Source organism: Streptomyces sp. NPDC127092 (assembly GCF_042722475.1).
Taxonomy (GTDB): domain Bacteria; phylum Actinomycetota; class Actinomycetes; order Streptomycetales; family Streptomycetaceae; genus Streptomyces.
Genome location: NZ_JBHXFE010000003.1, coordinates 85,029 through 108,244, shown reverse-complemented (window position 1 = coordinate 108,244; position 23,216 = coordinate 85,029). Strand labels below are relative to the sequence as shown.

Annotated in this window: 18 protein-coding genes; 8 read left to right on the top strand and 10 right to left on the bottom strand. The window is 73.4% G+C overall.

Translation table 11 applies throughout. The features are described 5' to 3' along the window. Window positions 1–85: 85 nt before the first annotated feature. Window positions 86–553 carry an NUDIX hydrolase gene (locus tag ACFWJO_RS03575; protein ID WP_386863188.1) on the bottom strand — a complete coding sequence of 156 codons (468 nt, stop codon included), beginning with the start codon at window positions 551–553 and terminating at the stop codon, window positions 86–88. 9 nt (window positions 554–562) lie between these two features. Beyond that, window positions 563–1,273 carry an HPP family protein gene (locus ACFWJO_RS03570; protein WP_386863187.1) on the bottom strand — a complete coding sequence of 237 codons (711 nt, stop codon included), beginning with the start codon at window positions 1,271–1,273 and terminating at the stop codon, window positions 563–565. A gap of 217 nt (window positions 1,274–1,490) precedes the next feature. Between ACFWJO_RS03570 and ACFWJO_RS03565 the strand changes: the two genes are divergently transcribed. From ACFWJO_RS03565 to pepN, 4 genes are all read left to right on the top strand, one after another. After that, window positions 1,491–2,033 carry a CGNR zinc finger domain-containing protein gene (locus ACFWJO_RS03565; protein WP_386863186.1) on the top strand — a complete coding sequence of 181 codons (543 nt, stop codon included), beginning with the start codon at window positions 1,491–1,493 and terminating at the stop codon, window positions 2,031–2,033. Between the two features lie 210 nt (window positions 2,034–2,243). Further along, a complete protein-coding gene (locus ACFWJO_RS03560) occupies window positions 2,244–5,573 on the top strand; it encodes a S8 family serine peptidase (RefSeq protein ID WP_386863185.1) in 3,330 nt (1,109 codons plus the stop codon). Window positions 5,574–5,797: 224 nt separating this feature from the next. Continuing rightward, entirely contained in the window at window positions 5,798–6,814 is a 1,017-nt protein-coding gene (locus ACFWJO_RS03555) for an aspartate-semialdehyde dehydrogenase (protein ID WP_386863184.1), read from the top strand. 140 nt (window positions 6,815–6,954) lie between these two features. After that, entirely contained in the window at window positions 6,955–9,531 is a 2,577-nt protein-coding gene (gene pepN / locus ACFWJO_RS03550; RefSeq protein WP_386863183.1) for an aminopeptidase N, read from the top strand. Between the two features lie 138 nt (window positions 9,532–9,669). Here pepN and alc read toward each other — a convergent pair whose 3' ends face one another. Beyond that, window positions 9,670–10,839 carry an allantoicase gene (alc, locus tag ACFWJO_RS03545; RefSeq protein WP_386863182.1) on the bottom strand — a complete coding sequence of 390 codons (1,170 nt, stop codon included), beginning with the start codon at window positions 10,837–10,839 and terminating at the stop codon, window positions 9,670–9,672. Between the two features lie 60 nt (window positions 10,840–10,899). After that, entirely contained in the window at window positions 10,900–11,832 is a 933-nt protein-coding gene (locus tag ACFWJO_RS03540; RefSeq protein ID WP_386863181.1) for a LysR family transcriptional regulator, read from the bottom strand. Between the two features lie 94 nt (window positions 11,833–11,926). Here ACFWJO_RS03540 and ACFWJO_RS03535 point away from each other — a divergent pair, with 94 nt between their 5' ends. After that, on the top strand, window positions 11,927–12,364 hold the full coding sequence (locus ACFWJO_RS03535; protein ID WP_386863180.1) for a hypothetical protein: 438 nt from the start codon (window positions 11,927–11,929) through the stop codon (window positions 12,362–12,364). Here the strand turns inward: ACFWJO_RS03535 and ACFWJO_RS03530 are convergent. After that, window positions 12,339–13,304 carry a DMT family transporter gene (locus tag ACFWJO_RS03530; RefSeq protein ID WP_386863179.1) on the bottom strand — a complete coding sequence of 322 codons (966 nt, stop codon included), beginning with the start codon at window positions 13,302–13,304 and terminating at the stop codon, window positions 12,339–12,341. The genes ACFWJO_RS03535 and ACFWJO_RS03530 overlap by 26 nt on opposite strands. Next, entirely contained in the window at window positions 13,301–14,263 is a 963-nt protein-coding gene (locus tag ACFWJO_RS03525) for an EamA family transporter (RefSeq protein WP_386863178.1), read from the bottom strand. The genes ACFWJO_RS03530 and ACFWJO_RS03525 overlap by 4 nt, the downstream gene beginning before the upstream one ends. Window positions 14,264–14,395: 132 nt before the next feature. Here ACFWJO_RS03525 and ACFWJO_RS03520 point away from each other — a divergent pair, with 132 nt between their 5' ends. Next, the gene (locus tag ACFWJO_RS03520; RefSeq protein WP_386863177.1) at window positions 14,396–14,893 is read left to right on the top strand and encodes a MarR family winged helix-turn-helix transcriptional regulator; all 498 of its coding nucleotides are present in this window, start codon (window positions 14,396–14,398) and stop codon (window positions 14,891–14,893) included. A gap of 82 nt (window positions 14,894–14,975) precedes the next feature. Here the strand turns inward: ACFWJO_RS03520 and ACFWJO_RS03515 are convergent, their stop codons facing one another. The 3 genes from ACFWJO_RS03515 to ACFWJO_RS03505 are packed head-to-tail and all read right to left on the bottom strand — an operon-like array spanning window position 14,976 to window position 17,648. Next, window positions 14,976–15,215 carry a hypothetical protein gene (locus ACFWJO_RS03515; protein WP_384421460.1) on the bottom strand — a complete coding sequence of 80 codons (240 nt, stop codon included), beginning with the start codon at window positions 15,213–15,215 and terminating at the stop codon, window positions 14,976–14,978. A gap of 20 nt (window positions 15,216–15,235) precedes the next feature. Further along, complete coding sequence (gene malQ / locus ACFWJO_RS03510) at window positions 15,236–17,458, bottom strand: 4-alpha-glucanotransferase (RefSeq protein WP_386863176.1); 2,223 nt, start codon at window positions 17,456–17,458, stop codon at window positions 15,236–15,238. 1 nt (window position 17,459) lies between these two features. Continuing rightward, entirely contained in the window at window positions 17,460–17,648 is a 189-nt protein-coding gene (locus ACFWJO_RS03505) for a hypothetical protein (RefSeq protein WP_386863326.1), read from the bottom strand. 295 nt (window positions 17,649–17,943) lie between these two features. Here ACFWJO_RS03505 and ACFWJO_RS03500 point away from each other — a divergent pair, with 295 nt between their 5' ends. After that, entirely contained in the window at window positions 17,944–21,033 is a 3,090-nt protein-coding gene (locus tag ACFWJO_RS03500; RefSeq protein ID WP_386863175.1) for a beta-N-acetylglucosaminidase domain-containing protein, read from the top strand. Window positions 21,034–21,201: 168 nt separating this feature from the next. Here ACFWJO_RS03500 and ACFWJO_RS03495 read toward each other — a convergent pair whose 3' ends face one another. After that, window positions 21,202–21,765 carry an HNH endonuclease gene (locus ACFWJO_RS03495; RefSeq protein ID WP_384421454.1) on the bottom strand — a complete coding sequence of 188 codons (564 nt, stop codon included), beginning with the start codon at window positions 21,763–21,765 and terminating at the stop codon, window positions 21,202–21,204. 226 nt (window positions 21,766–21,991) lie between these two features. On the opposite strand from ACFWJO_RS03495, the gene ACFWJO_RS03490 reads away from it, so the two are divergent. Beyond that, on the top strand, window positions 21,992–23,086 hold the full coding sequence (locus ACFWJO_RS03490; RefSeq protein WP_386863174.1) for a mechanosensitive ion channel family protein: 1,095 nt from the start codon (window positions 21,992–21,994) through the stop codon (window positions 23,084–23,086). Window positions 23,087–23,216: the final 130 nt, after the last annotated feature.

Genomic DNA, 23,216 nt, shown 5'->3' with positions numbered 1-23,216 from the left:
CCCGTGATCGTTGGGCTGTGGTCACGGGAGGGGACCGCGGGAGGTGGGCGGCGGGTTGAGGCGGGTCGTGACGGTTGAGCCGTTTTCAGCCGTTCGCCGGATCGGTGAGGTGGGAGTGGCCCGACGGGGGCCGGTCGCGCCAGAGCTGGAGGCCGATGTCGACGAGTTCGACGCGGGTGAGCGAGGGCACGGAGTCGAGCGGGTGCCAGGCGGCGAGGTCGGTGGAGCCGCCCTGCTCGTTGCGCAGGGCACCGCCGGTGATCCGGGCCTCGTAGATGATCCTGAGGCCCTGCCAGTCGCCGGGCCCGCCGAGCCGGCGCAGCCAGCCGCGGCGGATGGAGTCGATCCCGAGCAGGGCGACGACCTCGGCCTCGTACCCCGTCTCCTCCTCGACCTCCCGCACGACGGTCTCGACCGGCAGCTCGCCGTGGTCCATCCCGCCGCCGGGCAGCGTCCACCGCCCGACCCCGGCCTTGTCCACCCAGCGGGCCAGGAGTATCTGCCCGTCCCGCACGCACACGGCGTAGGCCGCCACCCTCAACTCCGTCTTCATACGCCGAGGTTAGAGCCAGTACGCCGGGTAACGGCGGCCCGTCAGACGGGCACCGGCGAGGCCGGTGGCGACGAGGAGGAGGGAGGCGAGGACGAGGAGGCCGAGGAAGGTCCGGAACGGCGGGTTCTGGAGGGTCACGATCACGGCGGTGGCCGCGGCGGGCGAGTGCGGGGTACGGGCGGCCGCCATCACGCCGAGTGCGAGGCCGCCGGCGAGCGCGGCGCCCCACGGGCCGGGGCCGGTGAGCGCGAGGACGGCGAAGCCGGTGAGCGCGGAGAGGAGTTGGCCGCCGACGACGGAGCGCGGCTGGGCCAGCGGCAGGTCGGGCGCGCCCGCCACCAGTGCCATGCTCGCGGCGAGCGGCGGGATGAGCAGCGGCTGACGGAGCGCGGCGCCGACCACGACGAGCAGGAGCAGGGCGGTGACGCTCACCGCAGTGGACCCGAGCAGGACACGGGGACGAGGCCGCGGGGGCGGCGAGACCGGCCGGGGCACGGAGGGAGCGGCGGGACCGGCGGGGGCTGTCGGGGCGACAGGGGCTGAGGGGACGCCTGCGGCGACGGGGGCGGCCGCGACCCCCAGGCCGGCCGGGGCGGCCGCGCCCCTCGGGTCCGCTGCGGCGGCCGGGGAGGCCGCGGCCTTCGGTTCGGCCGCGGCCGTCGGGTGGCCCGCGGCGGCCAGGCCGGACGCGGCCGTCGGGTCGGGCGGGGCGGTCGTCATGAGTGGTCCTTCGCGTCGGAGGGAGGTGCCGGCGAGCGGAAGGGGCGGATGCGCAGTCGTGTTCGCCTTCGCGCCCGGCTCGGGCAGCAGCCCTCGCGGGCACGCTGGAGCACTAACCCCTCATCGCGACTTTAGGGGTTAGTCGCAGTCGCGCGCAACCGGTCACGTACCCTTGAAGGGTTAGTCCGGAATCCGTCCGCCGAGGAAGGCGCCCGCCATGACCGTCACCGATCCGCGGCCGCTCACCGGCGAGCCCGTCTCGCTCGACCTGCTCAACACCCGGTGGATGGCGGACGGCGTGCGCCAGGACCTGCTCACCGACACCGACGGACTCGCCGTCTGGCTCGCCGCCAACGGGCTCGAAGGGCGCTTCACCGCCGACGCGGCCACCCTGCGCCACACCCTCGCCGCCCGCGACGCGCTCGCCGCGCTCGTCGACCGGCCCGGCGACGCCGGGGCGACCGCCGCGGTGGACGCGGTGCTCGGGCACGGCCGCATCCGGGCCACGCTCACCACGGAGGGCCCGGGCGAGGAGGCGGAGTTCGCCGATCCCGCGCACGGGCCCGGCTGGATCGCCGCGCGCGACTACCTGGACCTGCTCCGGGCGAACCCGGAGCGCATCCGCGCGTGTGCCCACGAGGCGTGCATCCTGCACTTCTTCGACACCTCGCGGAACGGCACCCGCCGCTGGTGCTCGATGGCCCTGTGCGGTAACCGGGCCAAGGCCTCGCGCCACTATGCCCGTACAAAAGACAACTAGTCCCCCAAGGGATTGGGGCTGAACCCTCCATCACAACGCCCCTGTTAGGGGCGTTTCGTCCCTCATGGCGCACGGTCCGCAGTGGCGGATGTGCGCCATGCGCGCATTCCGCCGCCCGATAACTCTCCCCAAAACCCGCCCTCTTGCGAAAGGCTGAGCGGTCATCCGGTACCGAAATCCGGACCCTCTTCTTTCACAACAGGGATGTAAATGACCACCCCCGAAACCCAGAGCTCCATACCCGGGCGCTCGACCACCGGGACCAGACGCGCGGCCCGCATCGCCGCCGCCGCCGGACTCGTGACCGCGCTGGTCGCGGCCGGTGCCGCCCCGGTCCTGGCCGTCGACGACCCGGCGGCCGCTCCCACCCCGGCGAACTCCGCCAAGGCCGGCGACGCGAGCGACAAGCTCGGCGCCACCGACGCCCAGCGCCTCTCCGAGGCCGAGGCCGCGAACAAGCCGAACGTCACGGTCCTGGTCGCCACCGCGCCCGGCGCCACCGAGCAGGTCGCGGGCCAGCTCGACGCCGTGCCCGGCGCCTCCGTCGGCAAGCGGGACGACAAGCTCGGCTACGTCCGCGCCACCCTCCCGACCGGCAAGGCCGAGGCCGCCATCAAGGCCGCCACCAAGCTCTCCTCGGTCCAGTCGATCGACCTCCAGGCGGAGATCCAGCTCGACGACCCGACCCCGGACGCGGGCACCACGGGCGCCGTCGAGGGCACCACCGTCACGCAGACGTACCCGGCGCCGGGCAAGAACACCCCGGCGAAGAACCCGTACAACCCGTCCCACGAGACGGGTGCGGTCGAGTTCGTCGAGGAGCACCCGAAGGCCGACGGCCGTGGTGTGACCATCGGCGTCCTCGACTCCGGTGTCGACCTCGGCCACCCGGCCCTGCAGAAGACCACCACCGGCGAGCGCAAGATCGTCGACTGGGTCACCGCCACCGACCCGCTCACCGAGGGCGACGGCACCTGGCGCGCCCAGATCACCCCGGTCGCGGGCCCCGTCTTCACCGCCGGCAGCCAGAGCTGGAAGTCCCCCGAGGGCAACTACAGCTTCAGCGTCTTCCGCGAGTCGGTCACCGCGGGCGGCGACCCGAAGGGCGACATCAACCGGGACGGCGACACCACCGACGTCTTCGGCCTGCTCTACGACGCCGCCGCCGGCACCGTCCGGGTGGACTCCGACCAGAACGGCGACTTCACGGACAACGCTCCGATGAAGCCGTTCAAGGACGGCAACCAGGTCGGCTACTTCGGCACCGACAACCCGGCCACCGAGGTCGTCGAGAAGACCCCGTTCGTCGTGCAGATCCGCAAGGACGTGCCGATGGACCCGCTGGGCGGCACCTGGGTCGGCAAGAAGGCCGACTTCGTGAACGTCGGCCTCGTCGAGTCCTCGCACGGCACGCACGTCGCCGGCATCACCGCCGCCAACGGCCTGTTCGGCGGGAAGATGAACGGCGCCGCGCCCGGCGCGAAGATCGTCTCCTCCCGTGCCTGCACCTGGACCGGCGGCTGCACCAACACCGCGCTCACCGAGGGCATGATCGACCTCGTCGCCAACCGTGGCGTCGACATCGTCAACATGTCCATCGGCGGCCTGCCCGCGCAGAACGACGGCGACAACGTCCGCGCCCGGCTCTACACCCGTCTCATCGACGAGTACGGCGTCCAGCTGGTCATCTCGGCCGGCAACTCGGGCCCCGGCATCAACACGATCGGCGACCCCGGCCTGGCCGACAAGGTCGTCTCGGTCGGTGCGGCGATCTCCCAGGCGACCTGGGCCGCCAACTACGGCTCGGCCGTCGAGAAGAAGTACGCCATGTTCCCCTTCTCCTCGCGCGGCCCGCGCGAGGACGGCGGCTTCACCCCGACCATCACCGGTCCGGGCTCGGCCGTGAACACCATCCCGACCTGGCAGGCCGGCTCGGGCGTGGCCGAGGCCGGCTACGCGCTGCCCGCCGGCTACGGGATGCTCAACGGCACCTCCATGTCCTCCCCGCAGGTCGCCGGCGCCAGCGCGCTGCTGCTCTCGGCCGCCAAGCGGGAGGGCATCGAGCTCTCCCCGCTCACCCTGCGCACCGCGCTCACCTCGACCGCCAAGCGGATCTCCGGTGTCGCCGCGCACGAGCAGGGCTCGGGTCTCATCGACATCAACGAGGCCTGGGAGTCGATCGAGGACGGCGCCACCGCCCACGACTACAAGGTCGAGGCCCCGGTCGACACCGCGATCTTTGCGGCCCCGCACACCGGCACCGGCGTGTACGACCGTGAGGGCGGCCTGAAGGTCGGCCAGAAGAAGGTCTACGACGTCACCATCACGCGCACGAGCGGCCCGGCCCGGACGATCGAGCACGAGCTGGAGCTGAAGTACAACGACGGCACCTTCCGCATCCTCGGCGACGACGAGATCGACCTGCCGCTGAACAAGCCGGTCACCGTCAGGCTGCAGGCCCAGGCGAAGACCGCCGGCGTGCACAGCGTGATCCTGGAGGCCGACGACGAGCGCACCGAGGGCGTCGACAAGCAGATCCTCGCCACCTCGGTCGTCGCAAGCGACCTGGCCGCTCCCGGCTACGGCTTCTCCGCCGCGGGCTCGGTCCAGCGCAACAGCCACAAGTCGTACTTCGTGAACGTGCCGGCCGGCGCCAAGTCCCTGGAGGTCGCCCTCGGCGGCCTGAAGGAGAAGAGCCAGACCCGGTTCATCGCGATCCACCCGTACGGCGTGGCCATCGAGTCCACCGCGTCCAACGTGTGCTACCCGCACTACAACCCGGCCAACACCTGCCGTCCGGACCTGCGCTCGTACGCCAACCCGACGCCGGGCGTCTGGGAGATCGAGGTCGAGGCGCGCCGCACCTCGCCCGACCTGGACAACCCGTACAAGCTGGACGTGTCGGTGCTCGGCACCTCCTTCGACCCGGCGGTCCAGACCGTCGCCGAGGTGAAGGCCGGCACCCCGGCCGCCGTCGAGTGGACCGTCACCAACAAGTTCGCCGCCCTCGACGGCAAGCTGAAGGGCGGCTCGCTGGGCTCGGCCAAGGTCGAGACGCCGACCATCAAGCACCACGAGCAGCAGACGAGGACCGTCACCATCGGTGAGGGCGTCGAGCGGCTCGACATCGCGATCGGCAACACCTCCGACAAGGCCGCCGACCTCGACCTGACCGTCCTGCTGAACGGCAAGCAGGTCGGCCAGTCCGCCGACGGCGACTCCGAGGAGAGCGTCTCCCTGGTGAAGCCGGCGCCGGGCACGTACACCGTCGTCGTCGACGGCTACGCGGTCCACGCCGAGGGCGGCACGACCTTCGACTACAAGGACGTGTACTACTCCGCCTCGCTCGGCAGCGTCCAGGTCGACTCCGCCAAGACCTACCCGCTGGCCAACGGTGCGAGCACCAAGGTCGCGGCCCAGGTCCTGGTCAACGCCGCCGCGCCCGAGGGACGCCAGTTCTTCGGCGAGGTGCAGCTGCTGAACGCGCGCGGCACCGTCGCGGGCTCCGGCAGCGTCCTGATCGGCAACGTCACGCCGTAGCGCGCATGCCGTGACCCGCGGGCCGTCATCCCGACGCCGTAACGCGGATCACATCCCGGCATGGGACACCACGGGGGCGGGCACCGGAACCGGTGCCCGCCCTTTTGGCGTCCCGGCGTCTCGCGGGGCCGTCCCGTCCCTTGGACAATCGATTGGACAAGGCGCCCCGGGCCACACGCATGATGGGTGCGGCACCACCCTGCACACACTTTCGGAGGATCCCCGTGAAGGTCGGAATCGTCGGAGCCACCGGTCAGGTCGGCACAGTCATGCGCAAGATTCTGGCCGAGCGGAACTTCCCGGTGGACGAGCTGCGCCTGTTCGCCTCGTCCCGCTCCGCCGGCACGGTCCTGGACGGCGTCACCGTCGAGGACGCCTCCACCGCCGACTACACCGGCCTCGACATCGTCCTCTTCTCGGCCGGCGGCACCACCTCCAAGGCCCTCGCCGAGAAGGTCGCCTCGCAGGGCGCCGTGGTGATCGACAACTCCTCCGCCTGGCGCCGCGACCCCGACGTCCCGCTGGTGGTGTCCGAGGTCAACCCGCACGCGGTCAAGGACCGCCCCAAGGGGATCATCGCCAACCCGAACTGCACCACCATGGCCGCCATGCCGGTGCTCAAGCCGCTCCACCAGGAGGCCGGCCTGACCGCCCTGGTCGCCACCACCTACCAGGCCGTGTCCGGCTCCGGCCTGGCCGGTGTCGCCGAGCTGGACGGCCAGGTCAAGGCCGTCGCCGAGGGCGCCAGCGCGCTCACCCACGACGGCGAGGCCGTCGACTTCCCCGAGCCCGGCGTCTACAAGCGCCCGATCGCCTTCAACGTGCTGCCGCTGGCCGGCTCGATCGTCGACGACGGCTCCTTCGAGACCGACGAGGAGCAGAAGCTCCGCAACGAGTCCCGCAAGATCCTGGAGATCCCGGACCTCAAGGTCTCCGGCACCTGCGTGCGCGTCCCGGTCTTCTCCGGCCACTCGCTCCAGGTCAACGCCCGCTTCGCGCGTCCGATCAGCGTCGAGCGCGCCTACGAGCTCCTCAGGGACGCCGAGGGCGTCGAGCTCTCCGAGATCCCGACCCCGCTCCAGGCCGCCGGCAAGGACGCCTCCTACGTGGGCCGCATCCGTGTCGACGAGACCGTCGAGAACGGCCTCGCGCTCTTCCTGTCCAACGACAACCTGCGCAAGGGCGCCGCGCTGAACGCCGTGCAGATCGCCGAGCTCGTCGCCGCTGAGCTGAAGGGCTGACACCCGGACGTACGCATCGAGGGCGGCCACCCCCACGGGTGGCCGCCCTCCGCTTGTTCGCCCTGGGAAATGAACCGTGCGCCGTCCGCACGCCCCGTGGAAGGATGGGCCAAACGTCACGAAACCGAGGAGTTGACCGGGTGCCTGGCACAAACCTGACCCGTGAAGAGGCGCAGCAGCGGGCGAAGCTGCTGTCCGTGGACGCGTACGAGGTCGACCTCGACCTCACCGGTGCGCAGGAGGGCGGCACCTACCGGTCCGTCACCACCGTCCGCTTCGATTCCGCCGAGGCCGGTGCCGAGACCTTCATCGATCTCGTCGCCCCGGCCGTCCACGAGGTCGTGCTCAACGGGCACGCCCTGGACGTCGCCGCCGTCTTCCGGGACTCCCGGATCGCGCTGCCGCACCTCCAGCAGGGCCGCAACGAGCTCAAGGTCGTCGCCGACTGCGCGTACACCAACACCGGTGAGGGCCTGCACCGCTTCGTCGACCCCGTCGACGGACAGGCCTACCTGTACACGCAGTTCGAGGTGCCGGACGCCCGCCGGGTGTTCGCCTCCTTCGAGCAGCCCGACCTGAAGGCGACCTTCCAGTTCACCGTGAAGGCGCCGGAGGGCTGGAGCGTCATCTCCAACTCCCCCACGCCGGAGCCGAAGGACGGCGTGTGGGCCTTCGAGCCGACGCCGCGCATCTCCACGTACATCACGGCGCTGATCGTCGGCCCGTACCACTCGGTGCACTCCACGTACGAGGGCCCCGGCGGCCAGGTCGTGCCGCTCGGCATCTACTGCCGTCCGTCGCTGGCCGAGTTCCTGGACGCGGAGCACATCTTCGACGTCACCCGCCAGGGCTTCGGCTGGTTCCAGGAGAAGTTCGACTACGCCTACCCGTTCGCCAAGTACGACCAGCTGTTCGTGCCGGAGTTCAACGCGGGCGCGATGGAGAACGCGGGCGCGGTCACCATCCGCGACCAGTACGTGTTCCGCTCGAAGGTGACGGACGCGGCGTACGAGCGCCGTGCCGAGACCATCCTGCACGAGCTCGCCCACATGTGGTTCGGCGACCTCGTCACCATGGAGTGGTGGAACGACCTGTGGCTGAACGAGTCGTTCGCCACCTACACCTCGGTCGCCTGCCAGGCCGCCGTCAAGGGCACCCGCTGGCCGAACGCCTGGACCACCTTCGCCAACGCGGAGAAGACCTGGGCCTACCGCCAGGACCAGCTGCCGTCGACGCACCCGATCATGGCGGAGATCAACGACCTGGAGGACGTGCTCGTCAACTTCGACGGCATCACCTACGCCAAGGGCGCCTCCGTCCTGAAGCAGCTGGTGGCGTACGTCGGCCAGGACGAGTTCTTCCAGGGCGTGCAGGCGTACTTCAAGCGCCACGCCTTCGGCAACACCCGCCTCACCGACCTGCTGGGCGCGCTGGAGGAGACCTCCGGCCGTGACCTGAAGGCCTGGTCGAAGGCGTGGCTGGAGACCGCGGGCATCAACATCCTGCGTCCCGAGATCGAGACCGACGAGAACGGCTCCATCACCTCCTTCGCCGTCCGCCAGGAGGCCCCGGCGCTGCCGGCCGGCGCCAAGGGCGAGGCCGTGCTGCGCCCGCACCGGATCGCGATCGGCTTCTACGACCTGGACGCGGCCGGCAAGCTGGTGCGCACCGAGCGTCTGGAGCTGGACATCGAGGCGGCCGAGCTGACGGCCGTCCCGCAGCTCGCGGGCAAGCAGCGCCCGGCCGTGGTGCTGCTCAACGACGACGACCTGTCGTACGCGAAGGTCCGTCTCGACGAGGTGTCCCTCAAGAACGTCACCGCGCACCTCGGCGACTTCACCGAGTCGCTGCCGCGGGCGCTGTGCTGGGCCTCGGCCTGGGACATGACCCGGGACGGCGAGCTGGCCACCCGCGCCTACCTGGACCTGGTGCTCTCGGGCATCACCAAGGAGAGCGACATCGGCGTGGTGCAGTCGCTGCAGGGCCAGGTCAAGGCGGCCCTCGACCTGTACGCGGCGCCGGAGTGGCGCGCCGAGGGCCTGGCCCGCTGGGGCGCGGCCGCGCAGGAGCAGCTGCGCGCGTCGGCTCCGGGCAGCGACCACCAGCTGGCGTGGGCGCGGGCCTTCGCGGCGACCGCCCGTGAGGACGCGGAGCTCGACCTGCTGGCCGCGCTGCTCGACGGCAGCGAGGTCATCGACGGTCTGGCCGTCGACACCGAGCTGCGCTGGGCGTTCGTGCAGCGGCTCGCGGCGACCGGCCGGTTCGACGAGCCGGAGATCGCGGCGGAGCTGGAGCGGGACCGTACGGCGGCGGGCGAGCGCCACGCGGCCACGGCCCGTGCGGCCCGTCCGACCGAGGCGGCGAAGGCCGAGGCGTGGGCGTCGGTCGTCGAGTCCGACACGCTGGCGAACGCGGTGCAGGAGGCCGTGATCGGTGGCTTCGTGCAGGCCGACCAGCGTGAGCTGATCGCCCCGTACGCGGAGAAGTACTTCGCCTCGATCAAGGGCATCTCGGAGACCCGCAGCCACGAGATCGTCCAGCAGATCGTGGTGGGCCTGTACCCGACGCTGCAGGTCTCGCAGGAGACCCTGGACGCCACGGACGCCTGGATCACGGCGAACGGCCCGGCGCCGGCGCTGCGGCGTCTGGTGACGGAGTGCCGTGCGGGCGTCGAGCGCGCCCTGAAGGCCCAGGCGGCGGACGCGGCCGCCGCCTGAGAGCGGTGAGGTGAGGGGCCCCGGACGGTTCGCCGTCCGGGGCCCTTCGTCTGTCACGTGGGCGCGTCACGCGGCTCGCCGTCCGTCATGCGGTCGTGGTCCGTCACGCGGCTCGCGGTCCGTCACGCCCGTCTTCCGTCACGCGGTCAGGCGGGCGTACCGCGCGCGGAGTCCGGCCGCGCCGTCCTCCGTCAGGCTGCCGTGCAGCCGCATCCGGGCGATGCCGCCGTCGGGGAAGGCGTCGAGGCGGACGTGGGTGACGACGGCGTGGGCGGGGAGCGTGAAGCGGTGGAGGGTGTCGGGCTGGAGGCGGGTGCGCGGGATGATCTCGAACCACTCGCCCGCCTCGCCGTTGCGGCCCTGGAGCGCGATCCAGCCGGCCGAGTTGCCCTTGAGGTAGGCGGTGTCGATCTCGACCGCGCGGACGGCGCCCTGCGCGGCGAGCCGGAAGCGCACCCAGTCGTTGGTGCCGCGGACCCGGCGGCGGCGGTTCTCCCAGCCGTCGTCCATCTTGCGGGAGGTGCCGGGCAGGATGATCTGGGTCGGCGAGGAGTAGAAGCGGTCCGAGGCGTCCTCGAACACACCGCCGTTGACCACGGCTGCCAGGTCGAGGGTGCCCAGGACGTCCAGCCACTCGGGGTCGGGGACGACCTCGCCGTGCACCCGGAGGCGGGCGATGCCGCCGTCGGGGTGCTGGCAGAGCCGTACGTGCGTGTAGCGGCGCTCGGCGTCGACGGTGAAGCCGTTGGCGGCGTGGCCGCGGACGGGGGTGGGCGGGACGAGCTCCTCCCACTTCGCGTCGAGGAGCTCCTCGGGGCTCGGTGCGCCTTCGACGGCCGCGGCCTGGATGCTGACGCGCCGCGGGTAGTTGCCGCGGAAGTGGGCGGTGTCGACGACGATGCCGCGGATGACGCCGGGGGCGCCGAGGCGGACGATCGCCCAGTCGTGGTCCTCGGGCGCGGGGAACGGGTGCCCGGCGTCGGCGCCGCGGCGGCGCCGGGTCTCCCAGCCGTCCATGATCTTGCCCTTGTGGCCGAAGTGCTCGGGGTCGAAGACGGCGCGCTCGCGGACGAGCAGGTTCTCGCGCTCGGCGAAGAACTCGTCGTTGGCGGCGACGACTCCGGCGCCGAGGCGCCGGTCGGCGAGGTCGACGAGCTCGGTGAAGGGGAAGTCGCCGGCGCGGTAGTCGGCGTACGGGTCGCCTCCGGCGTAGGGGGCGGCGTCGTTGGCGTGCGGGTCGCCGTCGTCCGGGCGGAGGTCGCTCGCTCGGAGGTCGTTCGGGCGGGGGTCGTTCGCGTCGAGGCTCATGCCCTCGACTGTGGCGCGAGCCGACCACGCAGGTCCATCGAATGTTTTCGATGATGCTTTTCAGCTGTGCTGAACGGTTTCCCGCTGTACGGCGGCCTGCCGCAGCGCGGCCAGCACCTTCGCCACGGCCGGACCCTCCTCCGCCCCGCGCCGTACCGCCGCGACGACGTGGCGGCGCGGCTGGTCGGCGGAGAGCACCCGCATGACCACGCCGGAGCCCGCGCCCGTGCGCCGCTCGGCGGCGGCCATCCGGGGCACCAGGGCGACGCCCATCCCTGCCTCGACCATGGCGAGGATCGCGGTCCAGCCGGCGGCGCTGTGCGCCTGTTCGGGCACGAACCCGGCGGCCTCGCAGGCAGCGGTGGTGATCTCCGACCAGGGCCCGGAGCCGCCGAAGATCCACGGCTCGGCGGAGAGGTCGGCGAGCCGCAGGCCCGCGGCGTCGGCCAGCGGATGCCCGGTGGGCAGGGCGACGTCCAGCGGGTCCGCGAGCAGCGGCAGCCGGCTGAACCTGGGGTCGCGGGCCGGGGGCGCGTGGGCGGCGAGCGAGAGCGCCAGGTCGACCTCGCCGGCGGTGAGCAGTTCGTACGCCTCCGCCGCCTCGGCCTCCCGGATCCGGACGTCGAGTCCGGGATGGGCGGGACGCAGGGCCTGTACGGCGGGGACGACGAGCGCGGGCACGGCGGTGGAGAACGCGGCGACCCGCACGCGGCCCGCCTCGCCCCGCAGATAGCCGTCGAGTTCGGCCTCGGCCTGTTCCAGCTGGGCGAAGACCGCCTCGGCGTGCCGCAGCACGAGGCGGGCGGCGTCGGTGAGCCGCACCCGGCGCCCGTGCGCCTCCAGGAGCTTCACGCCGAGCTGCCGGGAGAGGTTGGTGAGCTGTTGCGAGACGGCCGAGGGGGTCATGAGCAGCGCCTCCGCGGTCGCGGTGACGGTGCCGCGATCCCGCAGGGCGCGGAGGATCTGGAGCTTCCTGATGTCCCACTCGGTCATGGGCGGCAACCTACCGGGGTGCGTCGACGGAAAACGCCTGAACGCGTTCAAGAATACTCTTGAACGCGTTCAATGCCTCTGTCAGGATGACCGCATGACCACCCACAGCCCCTGGCGGGGCCTGGGCGCCGTCGGCCTGCGCCTGGCCGACGTCGCCGGGCGCTACCTGCTGACCTACCTGGCCGCGTTCCTGGCGATCGGCCTGACCGAACCGCGGGTCACGGACAGCTGGCACGACCCCTCGGCGTTCCCCTCCCGCGCGGACGTGGTCCTGGAGAGCCTTCGCCTGGGCGTCGACCTCGTGTGGATCATCCCGGTGCCGTCGCTCCTGATCGTCTGGCTCTTCGCCTTGTTCAGCGAGCGGACCGGACTGGCCTTCCGCGGACGCCTCGCGGGCCTCCTCATGGCGCCGCTGTGGTTCCTGTTCCTCACCTTCGCGGGTTCGCTGCTCCTCTTCCTGGTCCTGGCCCACCTCGTCTTCGCCCTGCTGCTGATGCGCGCGCCGCTCATGCGCGGGTACGCGACGCGCTAGCCAGCGCGACTCCGCCCAGGATCAGCGCCATGCAGGCCCCGCCGAGGAGACCGAGCTCCTCGCCGAGCAGGGCGTACGAGAGCAGGGCGACGCACACCGGCTGGAGGTAGTAGACGGCGCCGGCCCGGGCCGCGCCGATGAGGGTGATGGCCTTGTTCCAGGCGAAGAAGGCGACGGCGGAGGACATCACGCCGACGTAGAGGAGCGGGCCGACGGTGCCGGGGGTGGCGGGGAAGCCGCCCTGGACGGTGAGGGAGACGGCGTAGGCGGGGGCGAGCATCAGGGCGCCGAGGGCGAACGTGGTGAAGAGGAAGGCGAGTCCGTCGATCTCCGCGGGCTTGCGCCTGAGCATCGCGCTGTACGTGGCGAAGGACAGCGCCGCCGCGAACATCCAGAGGTCGCCGGCCGAGAGGTCGACGGCGAGGGAGCCCCTGCCGACGAGCAGCAGCACGCCGGTGACGGCCACGACGAGACCCAGGGCGCGGCGGGCGCCGAGGCGTTCGCCGCCGAGGCGGGCGTAACCGGCCATGATCACCGGGGAGGCCGCCATGATCATGCCCATGTTGGTCGCGGAGGTGGTCAGCCCCGCCTGGTGGACCAGGGTGTTGTAGAGGGCGACGCCGAACAGCGAGGCGAGGGCGACGAAACCGAGGTGACGGCGGATCAGCCTCCGCTGCCGCCAGAACGGGCGGGCGGCGAACGGCGCGACGGCGGCGAGGGCGATGATCCAGCGCCAGAAGACGGCCTGGACGGGCGGGACCGAGTCGGCCATGTCGCGGGTGGCGACGAAGCTGCCGGACCAGACGACGGTGGCGAGCAGCGCGAGCAGCACGCCGAGGCCGGCGCCTCGCGCGAGCTTCCTCGCGGGCGCCGGCCTCTCGGTGGCGACGGGTTCGGGAGTGAGGTGCGAAGTGGGGTGACGGGCGGTGATCAGGCTCATGCCGCCTGCCGTCGCACCGCCGAACCATCCAGGTCCATCGAAACTTCCTGACCGTTCTTTTCAGTTGTGCTGAACGATCCGAGCGAGCTGCCGACCGGCTTCTTCGCCGGGGGGTTCAGCTGGCCGACCAGCGTGGCGCCGAAGGCGACCACCATGCCGACGAGCTGGACGGGGCCGAGCGCCTGGCCGAGCGCGGCCCAGCCGATGACGGCGGCGGTGATGGGCGAGAGCGGACCGAGCAGGGTGACGGAGGAGGCGCTGAGCCGCTCGATGCCACGGAACCAGAGGAAGTACGAGATCGCGGTGTTGCCGAAGGCGAGGTAGGCGTAGCCGGCCAGGTTGGTCGAGGTGAGCGCGGGCGGCGCGCCTTCGAGCAGCAGGGCGACGGGCAGGATGATCAGGCCGCCCGCGGTGAGCTGCCAGCCCGTGAGCGCGAGGGCACCGACGCCCTCGGGGCGGCCCCAGCGCTTGGTGAGGACGGTGCCGGCGGACATCGACAGGGCGGAGAGCAGCCCGGCGGCCACACCGAGGGTGTCGAGCGCCGCGTTCGCCTTGAGGACGACGAGGCTGACGCCGAAGGCGGCGGCGATGGCGGTGAGCAGGGACTTCACCGTGGGCCTGTCGCCGAGCAGGAGGGCCGCGAGGCCGACGACGAAGAGCGGGCCGACCGAGGCGACGACGGCGGCGACACCGCCCGGCAGGCGGTACGCGGCCAGGAAGAGGAGCGGGAAGAAGGCTCCGATGTTGAGGCCGCCGAGGACCGCCGACTTCCACCACCAGGCGCCCTGCGGCAGCTTGCGGGTGAGGGCCAGGAGCAGGAGCCCGGCGGGCAGGGCCCGCATCAGGCCGGTGAAGAGCGGCCGGTCGGGAGGCAGGAACTCCGTGGTGACGTAGTAGGTCGAGCCCCAGGAGACCGGGGCGAGGGCGGTCAGGGCGATGGTGGCGGCCTTGCGGGACATGACGGTTCCCCCTGCGCTGGACGGACCGGGCACGAGACCCGGACTGGCTTGGCAGTAATTAACTTAGCACTAAGCTACTTATTCGCAAGTGGCTTCCTTGCGAGTTACTCACTGGAGAGGGAAACTGGGCCCATGGACAACCACGACGCCGTCGACGCCATCGCTGATCAGTGGGCCCGGGTCCGGCCCGACCTGGACACCCTGCCGATGGTCGTGTTCGGCCGCATCTACCGGCTCGCCGCCGCCATGCGCGGCAAGGTGGACAAGGCGTACGCGCCGTACGGAGGGATGTCGCTCGGCGAGTTCGACGTGCTCGCGACGCTGCGGCGCTCGGGCGAGCCGTACACCCTCTCACCGCGCGAGCTGACCGCCACGCTGATGATCACGACCGGCGGGATGACGGGCCGGCTCGACAAGCTGGAGCGGGCCGGGCTGCTCACCCGCAGCCCCGACCCGAACGACCGGCGCGGCCTGCGGGTCACCCTCACCGACGAGGGCCGGGAGCTCGTCGACCAGGCCGTCGGCGCGGGACTCGCCCAGCAGCGCGCGGCCCTGGAGGCCGGGCTCACCCACGAAGAGGCGGAGCAGCTGGCCGGGCTGCTGCGCAAGCTCCTCGCCACCACGGCGTGACGCCGGGCCGGCCGGAGACGCACGAGGGCGCCGCGCGGTGACTGCACACCGCGCGGCGCCCTCGGGAGAGCAGAGAGGAGACCTACGCCTTCTTGACGCGGTCCTTGGACCTGTCGAGCACCATCACCAGGCCGGCGATGCCCAGGAACAGCACCAGCGGGAGACCCACGAACAGACCGAGGGTCTCGACGACCTCCAGCTTGGGGGCCGGGTCGTCACCGTCGTCGCGGGTCAGCGCGAGCGCGGGGGACGACATGAGCAGCATCATCAGCGTCGTACCGGCCGCGACGGCGCCGGCGCGCAGGGCGTTCTTCTTGTCCACGGTGCAAAAGTAGCGAACGCCTAAACGGGCCGCGCGCCCGGGGGTGCCGTACGGGCGCCCACCCGCTCCGCGACCACCCGCAGCAGATCGTGGGCGCGGGGCGAGGCGGCCAGCCGCTCCAGGGACACCGGCTGCCCGTCGGAGCCCGCCACCGGCAGCCGCCAGTTGGGGTACTGGTCCCAGGTGCCCGGCAGGTTCTGCGGTCTGCGGTCCCCCACCGCGTCCGGCAGCCACACCCCGACCATCCGGGCCGGCGTGGCCGCCAGGAAGCGGTGGAAGGCCCGGATCTCGGCCGCCTCGTCGCCCGGCCCCTCCGGCAGCAGACCGAGCCGCTGGAGCAGGCCCAGCCACTCGGCGGTCTCCGCCGCGTCCCGGCCCCGCTCCCGCTCCAGGTCGCCGGCGAGCAGTCCCAGCCGGTGGCGCAGCGTCACGTGGTCGCCGGACAGCCGGGCGGCGGTCGACGGCAGGTCGTGGGTGGTGGCCGTGGCCACGCAGTCGGCCCGCCACTCCTCCGGCGCCAGCGGACGGCCGCCGCCGGCCCAGTCCCGCTCGAACCACAGCACGGAGGTGCCGAGCACCCCGCGCCGGGCCAGCGCCTCCCGGACGCCCGGCTCGACGGTCCCCAGGTCCTCGCCGACCACCCCCGCGCCGGCCCGGTGGGCCTCCAGGACGAGCACGGCGAGCATCGCCTCGGAGTCGTAGCGGACGTAGGTGCCCTCGGTCGGCTCGCCGCCCTCGGGCACCCACCACAGCCGGAACAGGCCCATCACGTGGTCGATCCGCAGCGCGCCCGCGTGCCGCAGCAGTTCGCGCAGCAGACCGCGGTACGGGGCGTAGCCCTCGGCGGCGAGCGCGTCGGGGCGCCAGGGCGGCAGGCCCCAGTCCTGGCCGCGGGAGTTGAACGCGTCGGGCGGCGCCCCCACCGACATGCCCGCGGCGAAGACGTGCTGCTGCGCCCAGGCGTCGGAGCCGTCCGGGTGCACGCCCACGGCCAGGTCGTGCACGATCCCCACCGCCATGCCGGCCCGGCGGGCGGTGAGCGCCGCGTCGGCGAGCTGCCGGTCCGTCAGCCAGGCCAGCCGGCAGTGGAAGTCGACCCGGGCGGCGAGCCCGGCGTCGGCCCGGACCGCCGCCGCGGCCGAGCGCGGGTCGCGCAGCTCCGCCGGCCAGCGGCGCCAGTGGTGGCCGTGCCGCTCGGCGAGCGCCTGGTAGGTGGCGTGGTCCTCCAGGGCCCGGCCCCGCTCGGCCAGGAAGTCGCGGTAGTCGGCCCGGCGGCCCGGCCCGAGCTCCACGGTGTGCACCAGCTCCAGGGCGCGCCGCTTGACCTCCCACACCGCGTCCCGGTCGATCAGCGCGCCCTTGCCGAGGACCTGTTCGCGCAGCTCGGCGGCGTCGGCGAGGGCCAGGTCCAGCTCCTCGCGGCGGCCCGGGTCGACGTATCCGTACTCCGGCACGTCCTCGATCCGCAGGTGCACCGGGTCGGGGAAGCGGCGGGAGGACGGGCGGTACGGGGAGGGGTCGGTGGGCGCCCCGGGCACGGCCGCGTGCAGCGGGTTCACCTGCACGAAGCCCGCGCCGTGCGTGCGGCCCGCCCAGTCGGCGAGGTCCCGCAGGTCCCCGAGGTCGCCCATGCCCCAGGACCGGTCGGACAGCAGCGAGTAGAGCTGGACGAGCAGGCCGAAGGCCCGCCCGTCGGGGCCCGGCACGCGCGCGGGGGCCACGATCAGGGTGCTGGTGGAGCGGCGCCCGTCGGGGGCGAGGGCGACGAGCCGGTGCACGCCGAGCGGCAGAGCGCTCCAGTCGGGGCCGGTGACGGTCCCTCCGGTCTCGGTGGTGACCGTGAGCCGGGTACCGGCGGGCAGCCCGCGCGGCGGCCGCGTCACGGCCCCCGTGCCTGTGGCCGCCGGCTTCGGCTCGTGCGCCTTGGCCTGCGCCTGCGCCTGCGCCTGCTTCCGTTCCTGCGGCGCCTGCGCCTGCGTCTGCGCCTGCTCCTGCTCCTGCTCCTGCTCCTGCTCCTGCTCCTGCTCCTGCCAGATCACCACCGTGGGCGGGAGCAGCCGCTCCCGGTCCGCCGACTCCGCCGCTTCGAGCGCCGCGGCCAGCGCCTCCGGGGTGGACGCGTCGACGTCCAGGGCGCGCAGCACGGCCACCACGGTGGCCTCGGGCACGGTGACCGTGACGCCCTCGGACGGGGCGTACTCGGTGGCGACACCGTGCAGGGCGGCGAGACGGGCCAGGGTCACGTCACACTCCGGGGGACTCCGAACCGCCCGCGGTGGCGCGGGCGGTGGGTTCACTGGTCAGGGGAGCCGCCTCGATGAGGGGCGGTTCGCTGGTGAGCGGCGCGGTGTCGGCGAGGGGCGGCTCGCTCGTGAGCGGCGGGCCCTGCCGCGGAATGCGTATCCGTTTGCAGGTGGGGTCGGTCGCGGTCACGGGGTCTCCCGGTTCGTCTCGACAGGTGGGACAGCACGAGGAGCCCTACCCACGGATCCCCGTTTTACCGGCGGAATTCGGCGAAAGCGCGCCACCTCGCCGAAACAGCACCGGGCAAAGCAGACAGTTCGACCACGCGCATTGACACCCCGTCGGCCCGGGTGGTGGGCTCGTCATCCAATCGTGACCAACGGGTCCGGTGGCCGGCGGGTCCTCGTGGCCGCCGGACCGTCGTGACCGGCAGGCCGTCGTGACCACCGGGTCGCCGTGGCCGAAGGGCGGAGAGGAGTCCCGCGTGCTCGTCGGACGCAGGAAGCGGACGGCGACGGCCGTGGCCGCGGCCGTCATCGGCGGACTCCTCGGCGGCGCCGTGCCCGGTGTCGCCCACGCGGCCCCCGTCTCCCCCGTCGCCACGCCCGACCGGCAGCCCGCCGCCGTCCCTCCGGTCTGGCCGCGCCCCCAGTCCCTGACCGCCGCGGGCGAGGCCGTACCGCTCGGCACCGAGGTGACCCTGCTCACCGCGCCCGAGGCCGACCCGTACGCCGTGACCGCCCTGCGCGCGCTGCTCCAGGCGGCCGGGGTGCGCACCGTGCACGAGGCGCTGCCCGGGCGCGGCCCGGTCCTCCGGGTCGGCGACAGCCTGGAGACCGAGGCGGCACTGCGCGCCCTGAAGGTGCCCGAGCGGGGCGACCTGCCCGACGGCGGCTACCGGCTCGCGACCGGCCGGCTCCAGGGCCGGGACACCGTCGTCCTCGACGGCGCGGGCGACGACGGCCTCTTCCACGCCGTCCAGACGCTCCGTCAGCTCGTGGGCACCACCGGGCAGGTCCCCGGCGTCGTCGTCCGCGACTGGCCGGCCGGCGCCGTGCGCGGACTGACCGAGGGCTTCTACGGCCGCCCCTGGTCGCCCGCCGAGCGTCTCGCCCAGATCGACTTCATGGGCCGCACCAAGCAGAACCGCTATCTGTACGCGCCGGGCGACGACCCCTACCGCGGGGCGCTGTGGCGCGAGCCCTACCCGGCCGCCGAGCGGGCCGCGTTCCGCGAGCTGGCCACCCGGGCCGCCGCCAACCACGTCACGCTCGCCTGGGCCGTGGCACCCGGCCAGGCGATGTGCCTGTCGTCGGACGCGGACCTCAAGGCGCTCACCAGGAAGATCGACTCCATGTGGGCGCTCGGGGTGCGCGCCTTCCAACTGCAGTTCCAGGACGTGAGCTACAGCGAGTGGCACTGCTCGGACGACGGCGACGCCTTCGGGAGCGGTCCCGAGGCCGCCGCCCGCGCCCACGCGCGCGTGGCGAACGCCGTCGCCGCGCACCTGGTGGAGCGGTACCCGGGCGCGGCCCCGCTGTCGCTGATGCCGACCGAGTACTACCAGGACGGCGCCACGGACTACCGCACCGCGCTCGCCGGTGCCCTCGACGCGCGCGTGGAGGTCGCCTGGACCGGTGTCGGGGCGGTGCCGCGCACCATCACCGGGCGGGAACTGGCCGGTGCCCGCGACGCGCTGCGGCACCCGCTGCTCACCATGGACAACTACCCGGTCAACGACTACGCCCAGGACCGGCTGTTCCTCGGCCCGTCGACCGGCCGCGAACCGGCCGTGGCCGCCGGGTCCGCCGGCTTCCTGGCCAACGCGATGGAGCAGGCCGCCGCCTCCCGGGTGCCGCTGTTCACCGCGGCCGACTTCGCCTGGAACCCGAAGGGATACCGGCCGCAGGAGTCCTGGCGGGCCGCCGTCGACGAGCTCGCGGGCCCCGACCCGGCCGCGCGCGAGGCGCTGCGGGCGCTCGCCGGGAACGACGCCTCGTCGATCCTCGACCCCGACGGCGAGTCCGCCTATCTGAAGCCGCTGGCCGCCGCCTTCTGGGCGAGCCGCGGCAGGGCCGACCCGGTCGCGCGGGAGAAGGCGGCGCACGAGCTGCGGGCCGCCTTCACGGTGATGCGCGAGGCCCCCGCGCGCCTGAAGGGCACCGCGGACGGCACGCTGGGCGAGGAGGCCGGGCCGTGGCTCGACCGGCTCGCGCGGTACGGCGCGGCGGGCGAGACGGCCGTCGACATGCTGCTGGCCCAGGCCCGCGGCGACGGCGCGGCGGCCTGGCGGGCCCAGCTCGACCTGGAGCGGCGCCGCGCGGAGCTGCGGCCGGGCGGAGTGACGGTCGGCAAGGGCGTCCTCGACGGCTTCCTCGCCCGGGCGGTGTCGGAGTCGGCGGTCTGGACGGGCGCCGACCGGGCGCCGCGGGGCGGCCGGGGCGGAGCGGCGGAGCCGGAGCGGGAGCCGGGCGCGTCGGAGAACGCGTACACCGTCCGGCTCGACCGCTCGCGGCCGGTGGAGACCCTGACCGTGATGACCGAGCCCGCCGAGAGCGCCGCCGGTGCCGGGCCCACGGGCTTCCTGGAGGCGTACGTGCCGGGCGAGGGCTGGCGGCGGATCGGCCCGCTGGCCGCCTCGGGCTGGACGCAGGCGGACGTGAAGGGCCTGCGGGCGGAGGCGCTGCGGATCCTGTGGACCGGCGGCGGCGAGCCGCCCCGGGTGCGGTCCCTGGTGCCGTGGTTCGCCGACGAGCCGCGCGCCGGGCTCGAACTGGCCCGCTCCGAGACCGACGCCGAGATCGGCGGCCCCGCCCGGCGGGTGGACGTCACCCTGGAGGGGCGGCGGGCGGCCGCGGTGCGCGGGGCGCTGGCCGCGCGGGCACCCCGGGGGATCACGGTGCGGCTGCCGAAGGAGGCCGTGGTGCCGCGGGGCACCCGGACCACGGTGGCGCTGGAGGTGTCGGTGGCGGCGGACGTGCCGGCCGGCTCGTACGCGGTGCCGGTGTCGTTCGCGGGCGAGGAGCGGGTCCTCACGGTGCGGGCCTTCCCCCGCACGGCGGGCCCGGACCTGGCCCGTACGGCCACGGCCTCCTCCTCGGGCGACGAGACGCCCGACTTCCCCGCCGCGCTCGCGCTGGACGGCGACCCGGCCACCCGCTGGTCCTCGCCGGCCGAGGACGGGGCCTGGTGGCAGCTGGAGCTGGCGGAGCCGGCCCGGATAGGGCAGGTGGTCCTGCACTGGCAGGACGCCTACGCCTCCCGCTACCGCATCCAGGTCTCCGCCGACGGCCGCACCTGGCGCACGGCCGCCACGGTGCGCGACGGCCGGGGCGGGCGCGAGTCGGTCCGGATGGACGCGGCGGACACCCGCTTCCTGCGCGTGCAGGGCGACGCGCGGGCCACGCGCTACGGCTACTCGCTGTGGTCCGTGGAGACGTACGCCGTGGCGCCCCCGGCGGGGGACCCGGCGACGGGCACGGCGGACACCGGCCCCGAGGACGCGCCGCGGGACCAGACGACCGGGGAGCCGGGCGGGACGGCGCCGGGCGGGACGACGCCGGGCGCACCGTAGACCCGTCCGGCGCCCCGTAGACCCGTCCGGCGCCCCGTAGACCGTCCGGCGCCCGCGCGCGGGGGCGGCTCCGGGCGCCCGGCGCTTGCCGCCCCGTCGGACCCGCCGGCGCGCGGGGCGCAGGACGGGTCCGGCGCCCTGCGCGGCCGGGTACGCGAAAGGCCCGGCTCAACCCGTCGTCAGCACCTCCTGAGGGGTGCTGCCGACGGCGTCGATCCGGGCCATGACGTCGTCCGCGCCGTACGGCTGGAGGTACGGCAGCCAGCGTGGGTCGCGATGGCCGGTGCCGATGATCCGCCAGGCCAGGCCGGTCGGCGGAGCGGGTTGGTGGCGCAGCCGCCAGCCCAGCTCCCGCAGGTGCCGGTCGGCCTTCACGTGGTTGCAGCGGCGGCAGGCCGCCACGACGTTCTCCCAGGCGTGCGTCCCCCCGCGACTGCGCGGAATGACGTGGTCGACGCTGGTTGCGACGCCACCGCAGTACGCGCAGCGCCCGCCGTCGCGGGCGAAGAGGGCTCTACGGGTCAAGGGAACGGGCCCCCGGTAAGGGACCCGCACGAACCGCTTGAGCCGCACCACACTGGGCGCGGCGATGACACGGCTCTCGCTGTGCAGGAAGGCGCCGGACTCCTCGAGGCAGAGTGCCTTGTTCTCGAGGACGAGGACGAGCGCGCGGCGGAGCGGTACGACGCCGAGCGGCTCGTACGACGCGTTGAGGACCAGGACGTGCGGCACGGATGCCTCCTATGACGCCGGCGGCGCGTGGCTCGCGCCGGGACGAAACTGTCACCAGTCTCTCCTCATGCCTGGTCGGTGCGCCACCACATGGAGGTAACGGCCCTGGGGTGTTCTCGACCACATCGGCGGGCGTACGGGAGTCTTCCCCGGCCGCGGACCGTCTTTCCCTGTGCACACGTGTGCGCACGACTGCGGGGGCACGCCCCGGCCCCCGTTAGTGTGGATGGATTGCGAACGCCTGCCTGGAGGTCCCCCCGTGCTCTGGTCCGCCCCGCCGACCGACGATCCCCGAAGCGTCCCGGTGACGCTGGACGAGGCGGCGGAGAAGGCGACGAACGCCGCGGGCTGGGTGGAGCAGAACTGGTCCACCTGGCTGAACACCGGTCTGAAGATCCTGCTGATCCTGGTCGTGGCGCTGACCCTGCGGATGCTGGTCCGCAAGGCGCTGACGAAGCTGATAGAGCGGATGAACCGCTCGGCGCAGGCGGTGGAGGGCACCGCCCTCGGAGGCCTGCTGGTCAACGCCGAGCGGCGCCGCCAGCGCTCGGAGGCGATCGGCTCGGTGCTGCGCTCGGTGGCGTCCTTCCTCATCCTGGGCACGGCCGGGCTGATGGTCCTGGGCGCCTTCAAGATCGACCTGGCGCCGCTGCTCGCCTCGGCGGGTGTGGCCGGTGTGGCGATCGGTTTCGGCGCCCGCAACCTCGTCACGGACTTCCTCTCGGGCGTCTTCATGATCCTGGAGGACCAGTACGGCGTCGGTGACTCGGTCGACGCGGGCGTCGCGTCCGGCGAGGTCATCGAGGTGGGCCTGCGGGTGACGAAGCTGCGCGGCGTGGACGGCGAGATCTGGTACGTCCGCAACGGCGAGATCAAGCGCATCGGCAACCTCAGCCAGGGCTGGGCGACGGCGGCGGTCGACGTGACGGTCCGCCCGACGGAGGACCTGGACCGGGTGCGCGAGGTGATCACCGAGGCGGCCGAGACGATGTCCAAGGAAGAGCCCTGGAACGAGCGCCTCTGGGGCCCGGTCGAGGTCCTCGGCCTGACCGAGGTGCTGCTCGACTCGATGACGATCCGCGTCTCGGCGAAGACGATGCCGGGCAAGAAGCTGGGCGTGGAGCGCGAGCTGCGCTGGCGCATCAAGCGCGCCCTGGACGAGGCAGGCATCCGCATCGTCGGCGGCATCCCGCCGCAGTCGGACGAGTCCGCGCCCACCGACCCGACGGCCTCCATGTCGGCCCCGTCGGCCTTCGCCTCCCCCGCCTCCCCCCAGTCGGCCGCGGCGACCCCGCTCCCGAAGCCGGACCTGACCAAGTAGCGCGCGATACGCACACGAGAGGGGCGCCCCGCCCAACCCCCCAGCGGGGCCCCTCCCCCCCCCGGGCACCCTTCTTGTTGGGGACAACCACCAAGCCACCCCCCCACCCCCCCCACCGCTCCCCACACCT